At 68.6% G+C, this 17,328-nt stretch carries 17 protein-coding genes; 14 read left to right on the forward strand and 3 right to left on the reverse strand.

Features of this window, described 5'->3' with window-relative positions:
* The first annotated feature begins 228 nt into the window (after positions 1-228).
* From CFB39_RS32240 to CFB39_RS32265, 6 genes are all read left to right on the forward strand, one after another.
* Complete coding sequence (locus tag CFB39_RS32240) at positions 229-1,035, forward strand: transporter substrate-binding domain-containing protein (protein WP_046546696.1); 807 nt, start codon at positions 229-231, stop codon at positions 1,033-1,035.
* 89 nt (positions 1,036-1,124) lie between these two features.
* Positions 1,125-1,811, forward strand: coding sequence for an amino acid ABC transporter permease (locus CFB39_RS32245; protein WP_089429512.1), 687 nt, complete (start codon positions 1,125-1,127; stop codon positions 1,809-1,811).
* The gene (locus CFB39_RS32250) at positions 1,808-2,458 is read left to right on the forward strand and encodes an amino acid ABC transporter permease (RefSeq protein ID WP_089475983.1); all 651 of its coding nucleotides are present in this window, start codon (positions 1,808-1,810) and stop codon (positions 2,456-2,458) included. The genes CFB39_RS32245 and CFB39_RS32250 overlap by 4 nt, the downstream gene beginning before the upstream one ends.
* Entirely contained in the window at positions 2,445-3,194 is a 750-nt protein-coding gene (locus CFB39_RS32255) for an amino acid ABC transporter ATP-binding protein (protein WP_089475984.1), read from the forward strand. Before CFB39_RS32250 ends, CFB39_RS32255 begins: the two co-directional genes overlap by 14 nt.
* Before the next feature lie 173 nt (positions 3,195-3,367).
* The gene (locus CFB39_RS32260) at positions 3,368-3,652 is read left to right on the forward strand and encodes a DUF4148 domain-containing protein (RefSeq protein WP_089475985.1); all 285 of its coding nucleotides are present in this window, start codon (positions 3,368-3,370) and stop codon (positions 3,650-3,652) included.
* Entirely contained in the window at positions 3,649-3,918 is a 270-nt protein-coding gene (locus CFB39_RS32265) for a hypothetical protein (protein ID WP_089475986.1), read from the forward strand. Before CFB39_RS32260 ends, CFB39_RS32265 begins: the two co-directional genes overlap by 4 nt.
* Here CFB39_RS32265 and CFB39_RS32270 read toward each other — a convergent pair.
* Positions 3,846-4,988 (reverse strand): FAD binding domain-containing protein, encoded by a 1,143-nt coding sequence (locus CFB39_RS32270; RefSeq protein ID WP_089475987.1) that lies wholly within the window; start codon positions 4,986-4,988, stop codon positions 3,846-3,848. The two genes, CFB39_RS32265 and CFB39_RS32270, sit on opposite strands and share 73 nt — an antisense overlap.
* Before the next feature lie 143 nt (positions 4,989-5,131).
* Here CFB39_RS32270 and CFB39_RS41190 point away from each other — a divergent pair, with 143 nt between their 5' ends.
* From CFB39_RS41190 to CFB39_RS32290, 4 genes are read left to right on the forward strand one after another with little or no spacing between them, the layout of a single operon-like run.
* Positions 5,132-5,473 carry a hypothetical protein gene (locus CFB39_RS41190; RefSeq protein ID WP_179257767.1) on the forward strand — a complete coding sequence of 114 codons (342 nt, stop codon included), beginning with the start codon at positions 5,132-5,134 and terminating at the stop codon, positions 5,471-5,473.
* Positions 5,455-6,192, forward strand: coding sequence for a YoaK family protein (locus tag CFB39_RS32280; protein WP_089475988.1), 738 nt, complete (start codon positions 5,455-5,457; stop codon positions 6,190-6,192). Before CFB39_RS41190 ends, CFB39_RS32280 begins: the two co-directional genes overlap by 19 nt.
* 52 nt (positions 6,193-6,244) lie before the next feature.
* Positions 6,245-7,198, forward strand: coding sequence for a VOC family protein (locus tag CFB39_RS32285; protein ID WP_089475989.1), 954 nt, complete (start codon positions 6,245-6,247; stop codon positions 7,196-7,198).
* 14 nt (positions 7,199-7,212) lie between these two features.
* The gene (locus CFB39_RS32290) at positions 7,213-8,694 is read left to right on the forward strand and encodes an alginate export family protein (protein ID WP_089476507.1); all 1,482 of its coding nucleotides are present in this window, start codon (positions 7,213-7,215) and stop codon (positions 8,692-8,694) included.
* Between the two features lie 322 nt (positions 8,695-9,016).
* On the opposite strand, the gene CFB39_RS32295 is transcribed toward CFB39_RS32290, so the two are convergent.
* Positions 9,017-9,298 carry a XapX domain-containing protein gene (locus tag CFB39_RS32295; RefSeq protein WP_089475990.1) on the reverse strand — a complete coding sequence of 94 codons (282 nt, stop codon included), beginning with the start codon at positions 9,296-9,298 and terminating at the stop codon, positions 9,017-9,019.
* Between the two features lie 307 nt (positions 9,299-9,605).
* Here CFB39_RS32295 and CFB39_RS32300 point away from each other — a divergent pair, with 307 nt between their 5' ends.
* The 3 genes from CFB39_RS32300 to CFB39_RS32310 all read left to right on the forward strand — a co-directional run bounded on the left by CFB39_RS32300 (position 9,606) and on the right by CFB39_RS32310 (position 12,534).
* On the forward strand, positions 9,606-10,292 hold the full coding sequence (locus tag CFB39_RS32300) for a hydrolase (protein ID WP_046546706.1): 687 nt from the start codon (positions 9,606-9,608) through the stop codon (positions 10,290-10,292).
* Positions 10,293-10,457: 165 nt separating this feature from the next.
* Positions 10,458-10,625, forward strand: a complete 168-nt coding sequence (locus CFB39_RS32305; RefSeq protein WP_089475991.1) for a DUF1427 family protein — start codon at positions 10,458-10,460, stop codon at positions 10,623-10,625.
* 19 nt (positions 10,626-10,644) lie between these two features.
* Positions 10,645-12,534, forward strand: coding sequence for an amidohydrolase (locus CFB39_RS32310; protein WP_089475992.1), 1,890 nt, complete (start codon positions 10,645-10,647; stop codon positions 12,532-12,534).
* A 325-nt stretch (positions 12,535-12,859) separates the two neighbouring features.
* On the opposite strand, the gene CFB39_RS32315 is transcribed toward CFB39_RS32310, so the two are convergent.
* On the reverse strand, positions 12,860-13,780 hold the full coding sequence (locus CFB39_RS32315; protein WP_089475993.1) for a helix-turn-helix domain-containing protein: 921 nt from the start codon (positions 13,778-13,780) through the stop codon (positions 12,860-12,862).
* A gap of 398 nt (positions 13,781-14,178) precedes the next feature.
* Here CFB39_RS32315 and CFB39_RS32320 point away from each other — a divergent pair, with 398 nt between their 5' ends.
* Positions 14,179-17,238 (forward strand): winged helix-turn-helix domain-containing protein, encoded by a 3,060-nt coding sequence (locus CFB39_RS32320; protein ID WP_089475994.1) that lies wholly within the window; start codon positions 14,179-14,181, stop codon positions 17,236-17,238.
* Positions 17,239-17,328: the final 90 nt, after the last annotated feature.

The raw sequence follows: 17,328 nt of genomic DNA on the forward strand, positions 1-17,328 counted from the left end.
CCGGGTGAACCGGACAGGTAATTTGGTGCGCCGGCGCGCGCTGCGGGGGCAACCGTTACCGACGGCGCCGGCTCATGCACCGAAATGAGGAATCCGGCACATCGAATTTTTCGTCTCGCGCCGGTGCGGCAAGCGTTTCACGGCGATGGCCCGGTTTTTGCTGGAGTGGTGTCGGCCGCGCAATCGTTGCGCGCTGCCCGACGACATACCAGACAAGGAAGATTCACCGTGAGCCCGACGACCCGACCGTTCCCCCGACGCACCTGGCTGGCTGCGCTGCTCGCCGCCCCCGTGATCGCGCTGTTCGCCGCCGCGCCGGCCCACGCCGATGCGCTCGACACCATCGCGAAAAACGGCACGCTGCGCGTCGCGGTGCCCGAGGACTATCCGCCGTTCGGTTCGGTCGGCACGGACATGCAGCCGCAGGGCTACGACATCGACATGGCAGGCCTCCTCGCCAAGGCGCTCGGCGTCAAGCTGAAGCTGGTGCCCGTGAACAGCGCGAACCGGATTCCGTACCTGACGACCAACAAGGTCGACATGGTGATTTCGTCGCTCGGCAAGACCCCGGAGCGCGAGAAGGTCATCGATTTCTCGAGCGCGTACGCGCCGTATTTCCAGGGCGTGTTCGGGCCGTCCGACGTGAAGGTGAGCGCGCCCGCCGACCTGACCGGCAAGACGGTCGGCGCGACGCGCGGCGCGCTCGAGGAGATCGCGCTGTCGCAGCTCGCGCCGAACGCGACGATCAAGCGCTTCGAGGACAACAACGCGACGATCCAGGCGTTCCTGTCGGGGCAGGTGCAACTGATCGCGGCCGGCAACATCGTCGCGGCGGCGATTCTCGCGAAGAATCCGCCGCGCCGCCCCGAGGTCAAGTTCGTGATCAAGAATTCGCCGTGCTTCGTCGGCGTCAACAAGAACGAACCGCGCCTGCTCGCGAAGATCGACGATGCGATCGCGCATGCGAAGCAGGACGGCTCGCTCGGCGAGCTGTCGCGCAAGTGGCTCGGCCAGCCGTTGCCGGCCGGGCTGTGACGTATCGCAGTGCAGCCTGACACGTTGCCGCGGCCGGGATGCCCGGCGTGGCGCGTGTCGTTGTCCGAACCCGAATTCATCCGCTTCCCATGAGCTACCAGCTTCAATTCGGCGAACTCGCCGATTACGCCGGCGTGTTCGCGAGCGGCGCGGCGATCACGCTCGCGCTGACCGCGGTCGCGACCGTGCTCGGCGCGGCCGTCGGCGTGCTCGGCGCGGCCGCGTACAGTGCCGACGCGCGCGCGGCCGTGCGCTTGCGCCCGCTGATCGGCGCGTACGTCGAGGCGATTCGCAATACGCCGTTCGTCGTCCAGCTGTTCTTCATCTTCTTCGGCTTGCCGGCGCTCGGCGTGCACATCGACGAGTACACGGCCGCGATCCTCGCGATGACGCTCAACCTCGGCGCGTACTCGGTCGAGATCGTGCGCGCGGGCGTGGCCGCCGTGCCGAAGGGGCATCTGGAGGCGGCGTCCGCGCTGGCGATGTCGCGCGCGCAGATGCTGCGCCACGTCGTGCTGCCGCAGGCGCTCGCCAAGGTGTTTCCCGCGCTGTCGAGCCAGATCGTGATCACGATGCTGGGTTCGGCGGTCGTGTCGCAGATCTCGGTGGCCGACCTGACCTATGCGGCAGGCTACATCCAGTCGCGCAACTTCCGTGCCTTCGAGACGTACTTCGTGATCACGCTCGCGTATCTGGCGATGGCGCTGCTGATGCGCGCCACGCTCGGCGCGATGGGCCGCCGCCTGTTCTCCCGCCGCGTGCGAGGTGCGCGATGACCGATTTCACGTTCGGGCAGATTCTCGCGAACCTGCTGCTGGCCGCGCGCTGGACGATCGTGCTGTCGATCGTGTCGTTCGTATCCGGCGGCCTCGTCGGGCTCGGGCTGCTCGTGATGCGCGTGTCGAATTCGACGGCGCTGCGCGGCATCGCGAAGCTCTATATCGAAGTGTTCCAGGGCACGCCGTTGCTGATGCAACTGTTCATCGTGTTCTTCGGCCTGCCGCTCGTCGGGCTCGACGTGCCGCCGTGGGTCGCGGCCACGGCGGGGCTCACGTTCTTCACCAGCGCCTATCTGGCGGAGATCTGGCGCGGCTGCGTCGAGGCGGTGCCGAAAGGGCAGTGGGAGGCGTCGGCCAGCCTGGCGATGAGTTATGTCGAGCAGTTGCGTCACGTGATCCTGCCGCAGGCCGCGCGCATCGCGATCGCGCCGACGGTCGGCTTCGGCGTGCAGGCGGTGAAGGATACGGCGCTCGTGTCGATCATCGGCTTCACCGAGCTGACGAAGGTCGGTATCGCGATCTCGAACGCGACGTTCCGGCCGTTCGTCGTGTATGGCCTCGTCGCGCTGATCTATTTCGCGCTCTGCTATCCGCTTACCCGTTATGCGCGCACGTTGCAAAGGAGATGGCATGCCGCTCGTTGAAACCCGGGGTCTCGAAAAGAACTTCGGCACCCATCATGTGCTCAAGGGCATCGACCTAGCCGTCGAGCGCGGGCAGGTCGTGTCGATCATCGGCCGCAGCGGCTCGGGCAAGAGCACGCTGCTGCGCACGCTCAACGGGCTCGAGAGCATCGACGCGGGCACGATCTCGGTCGACGGCGAACGCGTCGATGCGCGGCATGCGGACTTGCGTGCGCTGCGGCTGAAGGTCGGCATGGTGTTCCAGCAATACAACCTGTTTCCGCACCTGAGCGCCGGACAGAACGTGATGCTCGCGCAGTCGGTGGTGAAGAAGTCGCACCGCCAGCAGGCGCGCGCGATCGCGGAGCTGATGCTCGAGCGCGTCGGCCTCGGCGACAAGTTCGACGCGTTTCCGGAACACCTGTCGGGCGGCCAGCAGCAGCGCGTCGCGATCGCGCGTGCGCTCGCGATGAAGCCGAGCGTGCTGCTGTGCGACGAAATCACGTCGGCGCTCGATCCCGAGCTCGTCGGCGAGGTGCTGGGCGTGATCGAGCAACTCGCGCGCGAGGACATGACGCTGATCATGGTCACCCACGAGATGAACTTCGCGCGGGCGGTGAGCGACAGGATCGTGTTCATGCACCAGGGACGCGTGTGGGAGAGCGGGACGGCCGACGAGATCTTCGAGCGTCCGCAGACGGTGGAATTGACGCGGTTTCTCGGCAGCGTGCGGAACCCGGAAACGGTTGCGCGCTGACAGACACGGCCGTGCGGCCGGGCCGCGACCTGATGACAAGACCGTAATCGAAGCCTCACCTTCCGGAAAGCGCGCGAATCGCAGAATGGACACCACTCCTCATCGCATCGATGCGGAGCGGATGTCCGGCCTGATCTGCGGACGCGAACACGCCATCTCGAGAGGTGAACGTCATGAACAACCTGATTCGTGCAGTCCTGCTTTCCTGCGCACTGAGCGCGCCCATCGCCGCATTCGCGCAAACCGCCGACCATGCGCTCACCCGCGCCGACGTGGTCGCCGACCTGATTCAGGCGGAGCGCGACGGCACGCTGCCGACGTCGAACTGGGACTATCCGCCGAGCGCGCCGACGATCGCGCGCAATCGCGAGCTGTATGCGATCGCGCACGGCGAGCCGCGCACCGCGACGGCGAGCGTGCGGACGGGCGCGGCTGTTTCAACGGCGAGCGCGCAATGAAGCCGGCTGCCGTACTGGCGCGGGTGGCGGGCCTGGCGCTCGCCGCGTGGCTGGCGGCGCATGGCGCGCCGGCCGCCGCGCGTGGCCAGCCGCTACTGCCCGACGACGATGGCGGGCGCGCCAGCGTGCTGCGCGAGCTCGATCCGTCGAGCGAGGCGCTGCGCCGGCCCGCCCACACGCGGCCGGCCCACGTTCAAGCCGCGCCCATCAGGCGGGCGCCCAGCGCGATGCCGCGCGCGGCGATCACCGCGCTCGCGGCGCGCTGACGGGCGTCCCAGCCCGCCAGCGCGGCGTCGAACCCGCGGCCGTGGCCGACTTCACGCAGCGCTTGCGCGAGGCCGACCGTGTCGTCCGCCGCTTTCGCGACACCGGCCGCCGTGTGCGGGCGAACGAGGCACGCGGCGTCGCCCAGCAGCACCGCACGTCCCACCGCCATCCGTTCGACCGCGAGATCCTGGATCGCCTGCGCGAACGGCGCGGGTGTCGCGTCGACGAGCGCGGCGAGCGTCGGCGCGAGCATCCGGCCACCGGCGTCGACGAGCTCCGCGCGGTTGTCGTCGCGCATCGCGCCGGGCGGCAGCGACCCGTCGCGCTGCGTGCCGTCGCGCGCGACGAACAGCGACCGCAGCCGGTCGGACGCGAGACGCCGGTACCAGACCCAGTTCACGCGCCGCTTGCCGGCCTCGATCGCGCCGTCCGCGCCGGGCACCAGATAAGCGAGGAACAGGTGCGCGTCGCCTTGCTGGAACGTGAAGCGCTCGCGCAGCAGATCCAGCACCTGTTCGGGCAGCGCCCGCTCGTCGACGAGCCCGCGCCATGCGACATAGCCCGCATACGTCGGCCGCACGTCCGGCATCAACTGGGCTCGCACCGCCGAGCGGCCGCCGTCCGCACCGATCAGCAGGTCGGCCGTCTCGGCGTGGCCGCTCGCGAAATACGCGACGATCCGCTCGCCGTCCTGCTCGAATCGCTCGAACGCGTCGCCCGCATGGACGATGCCGGCCGGCAGCGCGCGCTTCAACGCCGTGTAGATCACGTTCCATGCGGTCTGCGTTTGCGGCATCGTGAAGCGTTGCACGATGCGGTCGTGCGCATCGACGTAGATCCGGTCGATCGAATCGACGGCGGCCTCGCGCGGCAGCGGTACGTTGCCGAATGCGAACGCCCGCTCGATCGGCGGCTGCAGCACGATGCCGCCGCCGCGGCTGTCCAGGTCGTGCGGGGATTGCTCGAATACGCCGACGTCCCAGCCGGCCGCGCGCAGGGCGGTCGCGGCGAACAGCCCGCCGACCGACCCGCCGACGATGACGGCCTTGCGGCCCGATCCGTGTTCCATCCGATGTCTCCCGATGATGGCCGAGCATAGGGCAAGCAACGGACGCAGCGGTTGAATCGTTCTGAAGCGGCCTGCGTGACAGCGTGACGCGTGCGCCGCCGCTCAGCCTCGGCGGCGCTTGGCGGGGGCGGCGCAGGAGCCGGATGCCACGCGGTGCGGTGCGCCGGCGTGCCGTTCAGGAACGCGTCGACCTGCCGTTCGATTTTGGCGTCGAGATCGTCGGGCACCGCCAATCCGTATACCCGTTTGCGCACGCCGAGCGGGAAGAGGCTCGCGTGCAGGCTCCAGCCCCGTTCGATTTGCGCGTTGCGCTGCGCTTGCGCCGCCGGCGTTGCTTCAGAAAAATTCAGTTCGCCGCCATGACTTTCAGGTGGACGTCCCCTAGTCTTGCTACCGAACCGCCGCACGGGCCGGGCGCGCAGGTCGAGGGCGCGGACTGCGCCGGCAAAACCAAGGAAACCACGACATGCAACCTGGACAAGTAACGGCCGCCGGTGCGGCCGCGCCCGATCGCCTGCCCGGCGAGGACGTCTTTCTCGCGTCGATCGCGGGCTATGTCGACACGCTCGGCTTCGTCGCGCTGTTCGGCCTCTTCACCGCCCATGTGACCGGCAACTTCATCCTGATCGGCTCGGGCCTGGCCGGGGTCGGGCAGGGGCTGCTGATCAAGTGGCTCGCGTTTCCGGCGTTCATCGCCGGGATCGTGGCCGCGCGCCTGCTCGACCACCGGATGCGCGTGCGCGGTCACGGCGCGCGTGCCTGTTCGCTGTATGCATTGCAGGCGATCCTGCTCGCCGGCTTCATGTTCGCGGGGATCGCGGCGTCGCCGATCGGCAGCGCCGACGCGCCCGCGACGATCGTCTGCGGGCTGCTCGGCGCGGCGGCGATGGGCGTGCAGAACGCGCATGGCCGGCTGACCGCGCGCTCGGTGGTCGCCAACACGGTGATGACCGGCAACGTCACGCAGGCCGTCATCGATGCCTTCGACTGGCTCGTGCCGATCGCCGCGCCGGCCGAACGGGACGCCGCCCGCGCGCGGCTGCAGCGCACGCTGCCGCCGGTGGCCGGCTTCGCGCTCGGCGCGGGCGCCGGCGCGACGGCGTACCTGTATGCCGCGTTCTGGGCGCTCGCGCTGCCGCTCGCGGCGCTGGGCTTTCTCACGTATCGATCCGCACGCTTGGCCGAACTGCCCGCCTCGCGCTGAACCCGTTTTCGCGCGCGGCGTGCCGCTGCGCGCCACCTTCAAGGAGAACCCGATGATTTCACTGAACCTGCGCCACGTGCTGCGCATGACGACTGCGTCGACGGCGATGCTCGCCGCGTTGCTGGCGGCCGCCCCGTCGCATGCCGACGAAACGCATCTGGACGACACGGCGCGCCAGCCGGCCGCCGCGCGCTTCCCGGCGGTCGCGGTCGGCCCGCAGTACGACACGACGCACGTGTGCGTCGCGCCGGAAGACTTCGACCGCTTCACCGACAGCTTCGTCGCGACGTTCGGCGGCAAGAAGTCGAAGCAGGGCGTGTTCCAGGTCACGCCGACGCCGAGCCAGACGATGTCGCAACTGGTGCTCACGCCGGTCGGCACGATCTCGGTGTTCGGCTTCAAGACGCCGATCCCGTATCCGTTCTGCGAGGAGCGCACCGGCTATCTGGTGACCGACATGGACATGGCCGTGAAGTCGGCGCGTGCGCATGGCGCGGACGTGGTCGTCGCGACGTTCCCCGATCCGATCGGGCGCGACGCGATCATCCGCTGGCCGGGCGGCGTGAACATGCAGCTGTACTGGCATACGCAGGCGCCGAATTACGACGCGCTGCAGACGGTGCCGGAAAACCGCGTGTACGTGTCGCCGGAACGCGCGGGCAAGCTCGCGCACGACTTCGCCGCGTTCTCGCACGGCAAGATCGTGTCGGACGTGCGCAAGGCGCCGGGCATCGAGATCGGCCGGCCGAACGACACGTACCGCCGCATTCGCATCGAATCGGGCTTCGGCAAGATGACGGTGCTCGCGACGGACGGCCATCTGCCTTACCCGTTCGGGCGCGAGATGACCGGCTATGAAGTCGCCGACCTGGCCGCGACGCTGGAGAAGGCGAAGGCAGCCGGCGTGACCGTGCTCGTGCCGCCGTTCACGTCGGACGGCCGCGACGCGGCGCTCGTGCAGTTCCCGGGCGGCTACGTCGCCGAAATCCACGCACGGTCGAAATAACGGTGCGCCGGCCGATCAAACCATCGTGGCGCGGCGCGCTGCCGGGCGTCGTGCTGGCCGGCGGCGTCGCGCTGCATGCCGGGACGGCGGCCGGTGCCGATGCGCCGGCCGCAGCAGCCGCAGCAGCACCCGTCGTTCAGCCGCAGGCGCCGGCGGCCGCGAGCGCCGCCGTGTCGTGCACCGCGAAGCGTCCGACCGTGCTGTTCAACCGCTGGCAGGAGGACTGGTCGGTGCTCGCGAACCCGTGCGTGCCGCGCAAGCCGTTCGACGCACTGAAATACGTGCCGCTCGGCGACGACCCGTCGACCTACCTGTCGCTCGGCGCGAACCTGCGCGAGCGTTTCGAGCTGAACAACGCGCCGCTGTTCGGCCTCGGCTCCGCGCACGACGACAACTACGTGATCCAGCGCACGAACGTGCACGCGGACCTGCGCTATCGCGGCCATCTGCAGGCGTTCGTGCAGTTCGTCGATGCGCGGCCGTTCGGCAAGAATACGGTCGGCCCGGTCGACAAGGACCAGCTCGACATCGAGCAGGCGTTCGTCGCGTATGTCGACCAGATCGGCCCCGGCACGTTGAAGACGCGGGTCGGCCGGCAGGAGATGGCGTTCGACTTGCAACGCTTCGTGTCGGTGCGCGACGGGCCGAACGTGCGGCAGGCGTTCGACGCGCTGTGGGCCGATTACGAAATCGGCAAGTGGCGGCTGATCGGCTACGTGACGCGCCCGGTGCAGTATCGCGACGCGGCCGCGTTCGACGACGTGTCGAACCGGCACCTGCGATTCGACGGCGTGCGCGTCGAGCGCAACGGCACGGGGCCGGGCGACCTGTCCGCGTACTGGTCGCGCTACACGCGCGACAACGCGCGCTTTCCGGATGCGTCGGGCACCGAGCGGCGCGACGTGTTCGACATGCGCTATGCGGGCAAGGCCGACGGGCTCGACTGGGACGTCGAGGCGATGCTGCAGACGGGCCACGTCGGGCAGGACACGGTGGGCGCGTGGGCGTTCGGCGCGTTGGGCGGCTATACGTTCGCGAAGACGGCCGGCACGCCGCGCATCGGGATCCAGGTCGACGGCGCGTCGGGCGATGCTCACCCGGGCGACCGGCGCGTGGGTACGTTCAACCCGATGTTTCCGAACGGCTATTACTTCACGCTCGCCGGTTATACCGGATACAGCAACCTGATCCACGTGAAGCCTTCGCTGACCTTCAAGCCCGCCAGCTCGGTAACGGTGCTCACCGCCGTCGGCTTCCAGTGGCGGCAGACGACGGCCGATGCGATCTACGGACAGGGCATGTCGGCCGTGCCGGGCACGGCGGGCAAGGGCGGCGCGTGGACGGGGATGTACGCGCAGGCTCGCGTGGACTGGCTCGTCAATGCGAACACGGCCCTGGCCGTCGAGGCGGTGCACTTCCAGCTCGCGGATTCGATTCGCGCGCTGGGCGCGCGTAATGCCGACTATGTCGGCGTGGAAGCGAAGTTCGGTTGGTGACGCGGCACGCGCCGCCGCTTCTGCAGGGCGGCGCGCGTGTAACCGAACGACGCCGGGCACGGGGCAGGTCGCCCAACGACCTGCGCGAATACGTCGTTCAGAGGGTGCCGATCGGAAAAGTCGCAAATGGCCCCGATCTCGGCGAAGGTCAGATCGGCGTGCCGATCAGATGCGGAGTCCGCGTCATGCGTCGTTCGAGCAGCCGGCGGTGCTGCCGGCGGACGGTCGCAGAAACAGCGGCGTCACGCAGGCCATTGACGAACGTCTCGAGACACACGCGAGCGCCCCGACCGTCCTGGTCGGATGCGCTCGAACCTTCCGATCACAGCGGTGTCGATTCGCGGCGCTTCGCGCCAGCGTCGGTTGCATGGGCGCCCGGCAGCGCACCGAACATGTGCTGGCTGCACTTCGCGTCGCGCCATGCGGTTCCCAGCCGGATGCCGCTGAACACCCGTCGTGCCAGTGGAAGAATCTGTTCGCCGGCCAGAATGCCAAGCAGGCCCGCCAGGGCGACCGCGGGCGGCGCCGGCGATTGCACGCCGATCAGCGCATAAACGATGCCGGCGAGGATGCCGGCGAACAGCGAAGCAGTGTACGGTTTCATAGGTCTGGAATGGTGTGACGGCAGTTGGAAATATGGATAACTACCGATCTTGAGTCGATCCGAAAGTCCTGGGTCAGCCTATCAGTTCTGCCTGTTCGTTGCGGGTCCGTTCAATGAAATTCAGATCTTTTCAGCCTGGATTCATGAAGGTCGCGAGAATCAGAACAATTAATTGGTGTGGCCGCGCATTAGTCGATTGAATGACGCAGGCCGGCTGCCGAGTCTTCCGCCCCAGCGCATTCGACGCGTCGCGGATTCGTCGGCCCGGCGAGCCTTATTTCTCTCTGCGTCAAAGGACATCACCGCCATGAGCAACCCGAAGCTTGAAGTACTTACCCCGCACAACAGCCAACTGATCTTCATCGATCAGCAGCCGCAGATGGCGTTCGGCGTGCAGTCGATCGATCGCCAGACGCTGAAGAACAACGTCGTCGGGCTCGCGAAGGCCGCGAAGGTCTTCAACATCCCGACCACGATCACGACGGTCGAAAGCGACAGCTTCTCCGGTCACACGTATCCGGAGCTGCTCGACGTGTTCCCGAACCAGAAGACGCTCGAACGCACGTCGATGAACTCGTGGGACGACCAGAAGGTGCGCGACGCACTGGCCGCGAACGGCCGCAAGAAGGTGATCGTGTCCGGTCTGTGGACCGAAGTCTGCAACACGACGTTCGCGCTGTGCGCGATGCTCGAAGGCGACTACGAAATCTACATGGTCGCCGACGCATCGGGCGGCACCACGCAGGCCGCGCACGACTTCGCGATGCAGCGCATGGTGCAGGCGGGCGTCGTGCCCGTCACGTGGCAGCAGGTGCTGCTCGAGTGGCAGCGCGACTGGGCGCACCGCGAGACGTACGACGCCGTGATGGCGATCGCGAAGGAGCATTCGGGCGCGTACGGGATGGGCGTCGACTACGCGTACACGATGGTCCACAAGGCCGCGCCGCGCACCGCGACGCCGCACGAGTCGATCGCGCCCGTTCCGGCGAAGTAAGCGCGGACGGCCCGCGATCGCTGTTGCCGGTGCGGCGGGTTCGAGGCGAACGCGCCGCATTGGCTCCCTTGCGCGGGCGGCGGACGTGACGAAACACGAATGCCGCCCGCAGCAGGCTGATCGGAACACGGCCGCTGCATTCGAAATTTCCGGGAGATTGATCGCATGGAACCTTATCTGGTTTCCCTTGGTGCGGGCCTGCTGATCGGTGTGATTTACAGCGTCATCAAGGTTCGCTCTCCCGCACCGCCGCTGATTGCGCTGGTCGGGTTGCTCGGCATGCTGATTGGCGTGCAAGCGTTGCCCACCGTGAAACAGCTGCTTGGCTTCTGATCAACAAGAGGTAATGCATATGACCGCAACCGTGACCCAACCGGATCTGATCCTGCATAACGGAAGATTCACGACGCTCGACCGCGCAAACCCCGTCGCGACGGCGGTCGCGATTGCCGCCGGCCGCTTCGTCGCCGTCGGCAGTGACGCGGACGTGATGCCGCTCGCGGGCCGCGCGACGAAGGTGGTCGATCTCGGCGGCCGTGGCGTGCTGCCGGGTCTGATCGACAACCACTGCCACGTGATTCGCGGTGGACTGAACTACAACATGGAACTGCGTTGGGACGGCGTGCCGTCGCTCGCGGTCGCGATGGAGATGCTCAAGCGCCAGGTGGCCGTGACGCCCGCGCCGCAGTGGGTCCGCGTGGTCGGTGGCTTCACCGAGCATCAATTCGTGGAGAAACGGCTTCCGACGATCGACGAACTCAATGCCGCCGCGCCGGATACCCCGGTGTTCATCCTGCACCTGTACGATCGCGCGCTGCTGAACGCGGCCGCGCTGCGGGTGGTCGGCTACACGAAGGACACGCCGGAGCCGCCGGGCGGGACCATCGTTCGCGATGCCGCCGGCAACCCGACCGGCCTGCTGCTTGCGAACCCGAACGCGACGATCCTCTACGCGACGCTCGCGAGGGGCCCGAAGCTGCCATTCGAGTATCAGTACAATTCGACGCGCCATTTCATGCGCGAGCTGAACCGGCTCGGCGTGACGGGCGTGATCGACGCGGGCGGCGGCTCGCAGAATTATCCCGACGACTACGAGGTGATCCGCAAGCTGCACGACTCGGGCGAGATGACGATCCGGATCGCGTACAACCTGTTCACGCAGAAGCCGAACGCGGAGAAGGAAGACTTCGTGAACTGGACGAAGAGCGTCAAGTACCACGACGGCACCGACTATTTCCGCAACAACGGCGCCGGCGAGATGCTGGCGTTTTCCGCGGCCGACTTCGAGGACTTCCGGGTGGCGCGCCCGGACCTGCCCGACCAGATGGAGGACGATCTCGAAGGCGTGGTGCGCGTGCTCGCGGAAAACCGTTGGCCGTGGCGCATGCACGCGACCTATGACGAGACCATCAGCCGCGCGCTCGACGTGTTCGAAAAAGTGAACCAGGACATCCCGCTCGACGGGCTGAACTGGTTCTTCGATCATGCGGAAACCGTCACCGAGAAATCGATGGACCGGATCGCCGCGCTCGGCGGCGGCATCGCGGTGCAGCACCGGATGGCGTACCAGGGCGAATACTTCGTCGAGCGCTACGGCGCGCAAGCCGCGGAGGCCACGCCGCCTGTGGCGAAGATGCTCGGCAAGGGACTCAAGGTCTCGGCCGGCACCGACGCGACCCGCGTGGCGTCGTACAACCCGTGGGTGTCGCTCGCATGGCTCGTCACCGGCAAGACGGTCGGCGGCCTGCGGATGTACCCGCAGCGCAACCTGCTCGATCGGGAGACGGCACTGCGCATGTGGACCGAGTACGTGACGTGGTTCTCGAACGAGGAGGGCAAGAAAGGGCGCATCGCGGTGGGGCAGCTGGCCGACCTGGTGGTCCCGGATCGCGATTTCTTCGGGTGTGCCGAGGACGACATCGCCGGCACGACGGCGTTGCTCACGGTCGTGGGCGGAAAGATCGTGTGGGGCGCGGGGCCGTTCGCGTCGTACGATGCACCGATCCCGCCCGCGATGCCCGACTGGTCGCCCGTGCGTGAGTTCGGCGGCTATGGCGGCTGGGGCGCGACGCAGCGCGCCGGCGCGCCGCTGCAACGGGCGGCCGCCGCTGCGATGTGCGGTTGCGCGAACGCATGCAACGTTCACCAGCATGCGCATGCGAGCGCGTGGGCAAGTGCGCTACCGACGTCCGACGCAAAGGGCTTCTGGGGCGCGTTCGGGTGCTCCTGCTGGGCGGTCTGATACGGCGCGCAGACCCATTGCGACTCCGCGACGTGGGTCCGCGCGCTTCATCGCCCTTCACGCTGTTTGCGAGCCACTGGGACTGATCGGCGGGCTCGTCCTCGTCACTTCTGCTCGACCATGGACGAGACCCGGCTGGCAGTCGTCCCGCCATTCGGTGACGATACGACGACCGGGATAAAGCGACGAGCCCGCTCCCTCCACCAAACAGGTGGATGGAGCGGGCTGGCGCCGCAATATGTCGGATCAGACGGATGGCGGCATGAACCTCGATTGAACAATCGGCCGGCCGATCGGCGCGCGCGACCGCGACCGCGCAGCGGCTTCAGCGCGAGCGTGCGCGCCGCCACGCGCCGGGCGGATGGCCGACGATCCGCGCGAAGATTCGGTTCAGATGGCTCTGGTCCGCGAAGCCGCACGCGATCGCGATGTCGGCGAGCGTCATGTCGGACGTCTCGATCAGTTCGCGCGCACGCGTCACGCGCTGTTCGAGCAGCCACTGGTGCGGCGTGCGGCCGGTGGTGCGCGAGAACGCGCGGATGAAGTAGCCGCGCGACAGGTCGCATTCGTTCGCCACTTCCTCGATCGATACGCCGAGATCCGCCTTTTCCAGCAACAGCTCCTGCGCGCGCGCCAGTTTCGCCGGCGACAGGCTGCCCTTGTGGTCGAGTTCGCGCGGGCGCGCGTTGCCGTAGCGGCGCACGAGGTGCGTGCCGATCGCGAGCCCCACCTGCTCGATGAACAGCGCGTTCAGCGGGCCGGGCGCGTCGAGGCTGCCGGCCACCGCGTGCGCGAGATGGCCGAGCACCGGGTCACGCACGTCGGGGCGGCACGTGAGGCCGCCGATTGCCTGCCCGCCGTGCTCCGGGCCGACGCGCTCGAGATACGCATGCGGCAGCTCGACCAGCACGAAGTCGAAGTTGCCGTACAGGTCCGCATGGAAGTGGCGCGAGAAATCGCGAATGTAGATCGAGTGATGCTGGAACCGGCGCTCGCTCGCGCCGGCGCGCCCGTAGAGCGTGCGGCGATGGCCGGCGGCCAGCGACACGCCGACCAGGAAGCCGCGGTCGCACGCGGGCATGTCGATGTGTTCCACGTGCGCTTCGCGCATGCATTTGCGGTGCAGCCGCAGGCCGCCGGTGGCGGTCTCGACATCCTTCGACAGCAGGCTGGCCACGCAGCCGAGCGTGTCCTTCGGCGGTGGGGGCGGAGATACCGCCGGCGCTGCGGTAACGGAGTCTGACATGGAATTCCCGGGCAAGTGACTCGGCGCGCGAAATGGCGAGTCCAGTTTAGCGACGCAAGTGAACATTCAAAATGAATTTGCACAAACGTCCGCTCGCGAATCTGACGAATTGCTTTCAATGACGGCACGCGGCCGCCGCATCGCCCGTCACGACCGGCGTGCGAGCGGCCCGGCAGAGTATCGCGCCCTACTTTTACATGCAAGCGAATGCGCCGATCGCGTGATCCGGCCGCCGTCCACAGTGCATTTTCCTTCAAGATTTTCGTCGCGCGCCCGTCTACACTCGGCCCGTAATTCAACAGTGTCCGGCCGGCGCCACGGTGCGCCGGGGCCGGACATCCTGCCGGGTGGACTGCCGCGTTCACCGGGCGGTCATCCTGAGGGACCCGGAGGCGGCCATGATCCAGATCGGAACGTTGTCGGTGGATTTCGAGCAGCGCGACATTCGCCGTCAGGGCGCGTCGCTGCGCATCGGTGCACGCGCGCTCGACATTCTCGAAGTGCTGCACCGCGCGAGCGGGGCGGTCGTGTCGAAAGACGACATCATGGACGCGGTCTGGCCCGGGCTGATCGTCGAGGAAAACCGCCTGCAGGTGCATGTGGCGACGCTGCGCAAGGCGCTCGGCACGAGCCGCGATCTGATCAAGACGGTGCCCGGGCGCGGCTACCTGCTGGTCGCGTGCGCGTCGCCCGGCCCGGAACCGATGCCCGCGGCCGACACGCCGGCCGCCGTCCCGACTGCCGTACCGACCGATGCCCACGCGTCGTCGCTGCCTGCGCCGCTCGTCGGACGCGACGCCGAAATCGCGCAGATCGTCGAGATGCTCGAACGCACGCCGGTCGTCACGCTCGTCGGCGCGGGCGGGATCGGCAAGACGAGCCTCGCCGTACGCGTGGCCCACGCGGTGCGCAGCCGCTCGCGCGAGCGCGTGCTGTTCGTGGAGCTGGCGCGCGCGGGGACGCGCGCCGACATGCTGATCGCCGTCGCGGCCGAGCTCGGCCTGGACACGCAGCGCGTGCCCGCCATCGAGGACATCGGCGCCGCATTCGCGGCGTCGCGCTACCTGCTCGTGTTCGACAATGCCGAGCACATCGTCGACCTCGTCGCGAACCTCGTCGAAACGCTGACGTCGTGCGCCGGCTCGCTGCGCGTACTCGTGACGAGCCGCGAGCCGCTGCATATCTCGGCCGAAGCGGTGCTGCGCATGAGCCCGCTCGTGGTGCCCGACGACGACGCGCGCAACGACGAGATCGTGCGTTGTTCCGCCGTCGAGCTGTTCCTGGAACGGGTTCGCACGGCCGCGCCGGATTGTCCGGTCGACGAAGCCGGCATGCGGCTGATCGCCGATATCTGCCGGCGGCTCGACGGGCTGCCGCTCGCGATCGAACTGGCCGCGGCGCGCGTCGCGACGCTCGGGCTCGCGGTCGTCGCGTCGCGGCTGGACGACCGGCTGAACCTGCTGACCGGCGGGCTGCGCTCGGCGCTGCCGCGTCATCAGACGCTGCGGGCGACGTTCGACTGGAGCTACGTGCTGCTCGACCCGGCCGCGCGTGCGCTGTTCCGCCGGATGGGATGCTTCATCGGGCCGTTTACGTTCGATGCCGCGCACGCGGTCGCCGCCGAGCCCGGCACATCGGCCGCGGACATGATCGCGGTGCTCGGCGAACTGGTCGCCAAGTCGCTGGTGACCGTCGAATTCCACGGCGCATCGGCGCGGTACCGGCTGACCGAATCGACGCGCGCGTATGCGCTGGAAAAACTGCACAACGAGGGCGAGTTCGAGCGCATCGCGGCGCGTCACGCACGATACGAGCGCGAGCAAGGGCATGAACGCGAGCGCGAGCACGGGCACGCGGCGGCGAGCGTGGACGCCGCGCGGCGCGACGATGGGGGCGCCGAAACATCGAACGACGCATCAGCGGATGCGGTCACCGGAGCACCGAACGACGTAACAGCCGGTGCGGTCACGGCAGTGCCGAACGACGTAACAGCCGGTGCGGTCACGGCAGTGCCGAACGACGTAACAGCCGATGCATCAACCGACGCGCCCGTCCTGGCCGCCGACGCAACGCCCGTGCCCGAAGCGGACCGCCTGGCGCGCGCGCTGCTGGAGCCGGCACGGATGCACGAATGCGCGGCGCGGGCGCGCCAGGTGCTTGACGCTTTCGACACGGCGGCGGCCGACCCGGTCGATGCCGCGCGCGAGATGCGGTTGCGCGCGGCCTGCGCGTCGGCACTGCTGCATACGGACGGCGACGCCGTGGCCGCGGCCGCGATGTGGGACCGCACGCTCGGTCTTGCCGCCCAGGTCGGCGACGATACGTTCGATGCGCGCGCGCTGGTCGGGCAGTGGCATACGATGCTGACGCTGTCGGACATTCACGAATCGCTGCGCTACGCGACACGCTTCGAGCGCGCGGCCGAGCGGCGCGGCGACCGCTCGCAGCGGCTCCTGGCCAACGCGATGGTCGCAACGTCGCTGCACTACTTCGGCGAGCACGCGCAGGCGCGCGAGCGGCTCGAGGCGGCGACGGCCGAACTCGTCGCGGTGGGCGAGCCGCCGTGCGCGCAGGCAGCGCTCGGCGTCGACATGACGACGCTCGCGCGCACGATGCTCACGCGGCTCGTCTGGATGCAGGGCGACCCCGACCATGCGATGCGCATCGCCGCGCAAGCGGTCGAGTGCGCGCGCCGCGGCCCGTCCGCGCTCGCGCTTTGCGTGGTGCTGGGGGCGGCCGCCGTGCCGATCGCCCTGCGCTACGGCGACCACGACATCACGTCCGACTATCTCGCGACGCTGCGCACGACCGCGAGCGCGCACGGCTTCGACATCTGGCGCAATCACGCGGAATGCCTGACCGGCCAGTTCGACATCCAGGCCGGTCATCCCGGCGCGGGCCTCGCGCGGCTCGAACCCGCGCTGCGGCGTGTCGAGGCGAGCGGATTCCGGCGGCTGCTCGCCCCGTTGAACGTCGCGTATGCGGAGGGCCTCGTGCGCGTCGGCCGCGCAAGCGAGGCGCGCATGCGGCTCGATGCGACGCTCGCGCGCTGCCGTGCGCACGGCGAGCATCTGTTCGTGCCGGAACTGCTGCGCGTGACGGGCGTCGCGATGCTCGAACAGGCACGCTCCGCGGCCCCCGACGTCGCGCTCGCGTACGAGGCCGACGGGCATCGTCATCTGCAGATGGCGATCCAGACCGCGAACGGGCAGGGCGCCGCGATGTGGGCGCTGCGCGGCGCGCTGGATCTCGCCGATCACCTGATCGAGCGCGGGCGCACCGCGCACGCGTCGACGCTGGTCGCCGGCGTCGCGCGGCACTTCGATCCGCATTCGCGCGCGCATGATGTGCGGCGCTTGCTGCGCGTGCAGAATTTCGTCCGCCAGGACGCGCCGCCGCCGCCGTCCCGCACGCGTGCGCGCCACGACGCCGCCGACGCGGCGCAGCAGGCCGCATAGCGATGCGCGCGTTCCAGGCAGCCGCGCGACTGCGCGACCGCGGCATGCGTGCCGATGCGTGCGACACAGCCGTGTTCCGTCGTTCGACGA

The organism is Burkholderia sp. AU6039 (assembly GCF_002223365.1).
In the GTDB taxonomy this organism is placed as follows: domain Bacteria; phylum Pseudomonadota; class Gammaproteobacteria; order Burkholderiales; family Burkholderiaceae; genus Burkholderia.

Bases quoted from the DNA above. Each gene is read 5' to 3' on its own strand.
- CFB39_RS32320 (WP_089475994.1), top strand. From the start codon at position 14,179: ATGATCCAGATCGGAACGTTGTCGGTGGATTTCGAGCAGCGCGACATT.
- CFB39_RS32280 (WP_089475988.1), top strand. From the start codon at position 5,455: ATGCAACCTGGACAAGTAACGGCCGCCGGTGCGGCCGCGCCCGATCGC.
- CFB39_RS32250 (WP_089475983.1), top strand. From the start codon at position 1,808: ATGACCGATTTCACGTTCGGGCAGATTCTCGCGAACCTGCTGCTGGCC.
- CFB39_RS32310 (WP_089475992.1), top strand. From the start codon at position 10,645: ATGACCGCAACCGTGACCCAACCGGATCTGATCCTGCATAACGGAAGA.
- CFB39_RS32295 (WP_089475990.1), bottom strand. From the start codon at position 9,298: ATGAAACCGTACACTGCTTCGCTGTTCGCCGGCATCCTCGCCGGCATC.
- CFB39_RS41190 (WP_179257767.1), top strand. From the start codon at position 5,132: ATGCCACGCGGTGCGGTGCGCCGGCGTGCCGTTCAGGAACGCGTCGAC.
- CFB39_RS32265 (WP_089475986.1), top strand. From the start codon at position 3,649: ATGAAGCCGGCTGCCGTACTGGCGCGGGTGGCGGGCCTGGCGCTCGCC.
- CFB39_RS32315 (WP_089475993.1), bottom strand. From the start codon at position 13,780: ATGTCAGACTCCGTTACCGCAGCGCCGGCGGTATCTCCGCCCCCACCG.
- CFB39_RS32300 (WP_046546706.1), top strand. From the start codon at position 9,606: ATGAGCAACCCGAAGCTTGAAGTACTTACCCCGCACAACAGCCAACTG.
- CFB39_RS32260 (WP_089475985.1), top strand. From the start codon at position 3,368: ATGAACAACCTGATTCGTGCAGTCCTGCTTTCCTGCGCACTGAGCGCG.
- CFB39_RS32285 (WP_089475989.1), top strand. From the start codon at position 6,245: ATGATTTCACTGAACCTGCGCCACGTGCTGCGCATGACGACTGCGTCG.
- CFB39_RS32255 (WP_089475984.1), top strand. From the start codon at position 2,445: ATGCCGCTCGTTGAAACCCGGGGTCTCGAAAAGAACTTCGGCACCCAT.
- CFB39_RS32270 (WP_089475987.1), bottom strand. From the start codon at position 4,988: ATGGAACACGGATCGGGCCGCAAGGCCGTCATCGTCGGCGGGTCGGTC.
- CFB39_RS32305 (WP_089475991.1), top strand. From the start codon at position 10,458: ATGGAACCTTATCTGGTTTCCCTTGGTGCGGGCCTGCTGATCGGTGTG.
- CFB39_RS32245 (WP_089429512.1), top strand. From the start codon at position 1,125: ATGAGCTACCAGCTTCAATTCGGCGAACTCGCCGATTACGCCGGCGTG.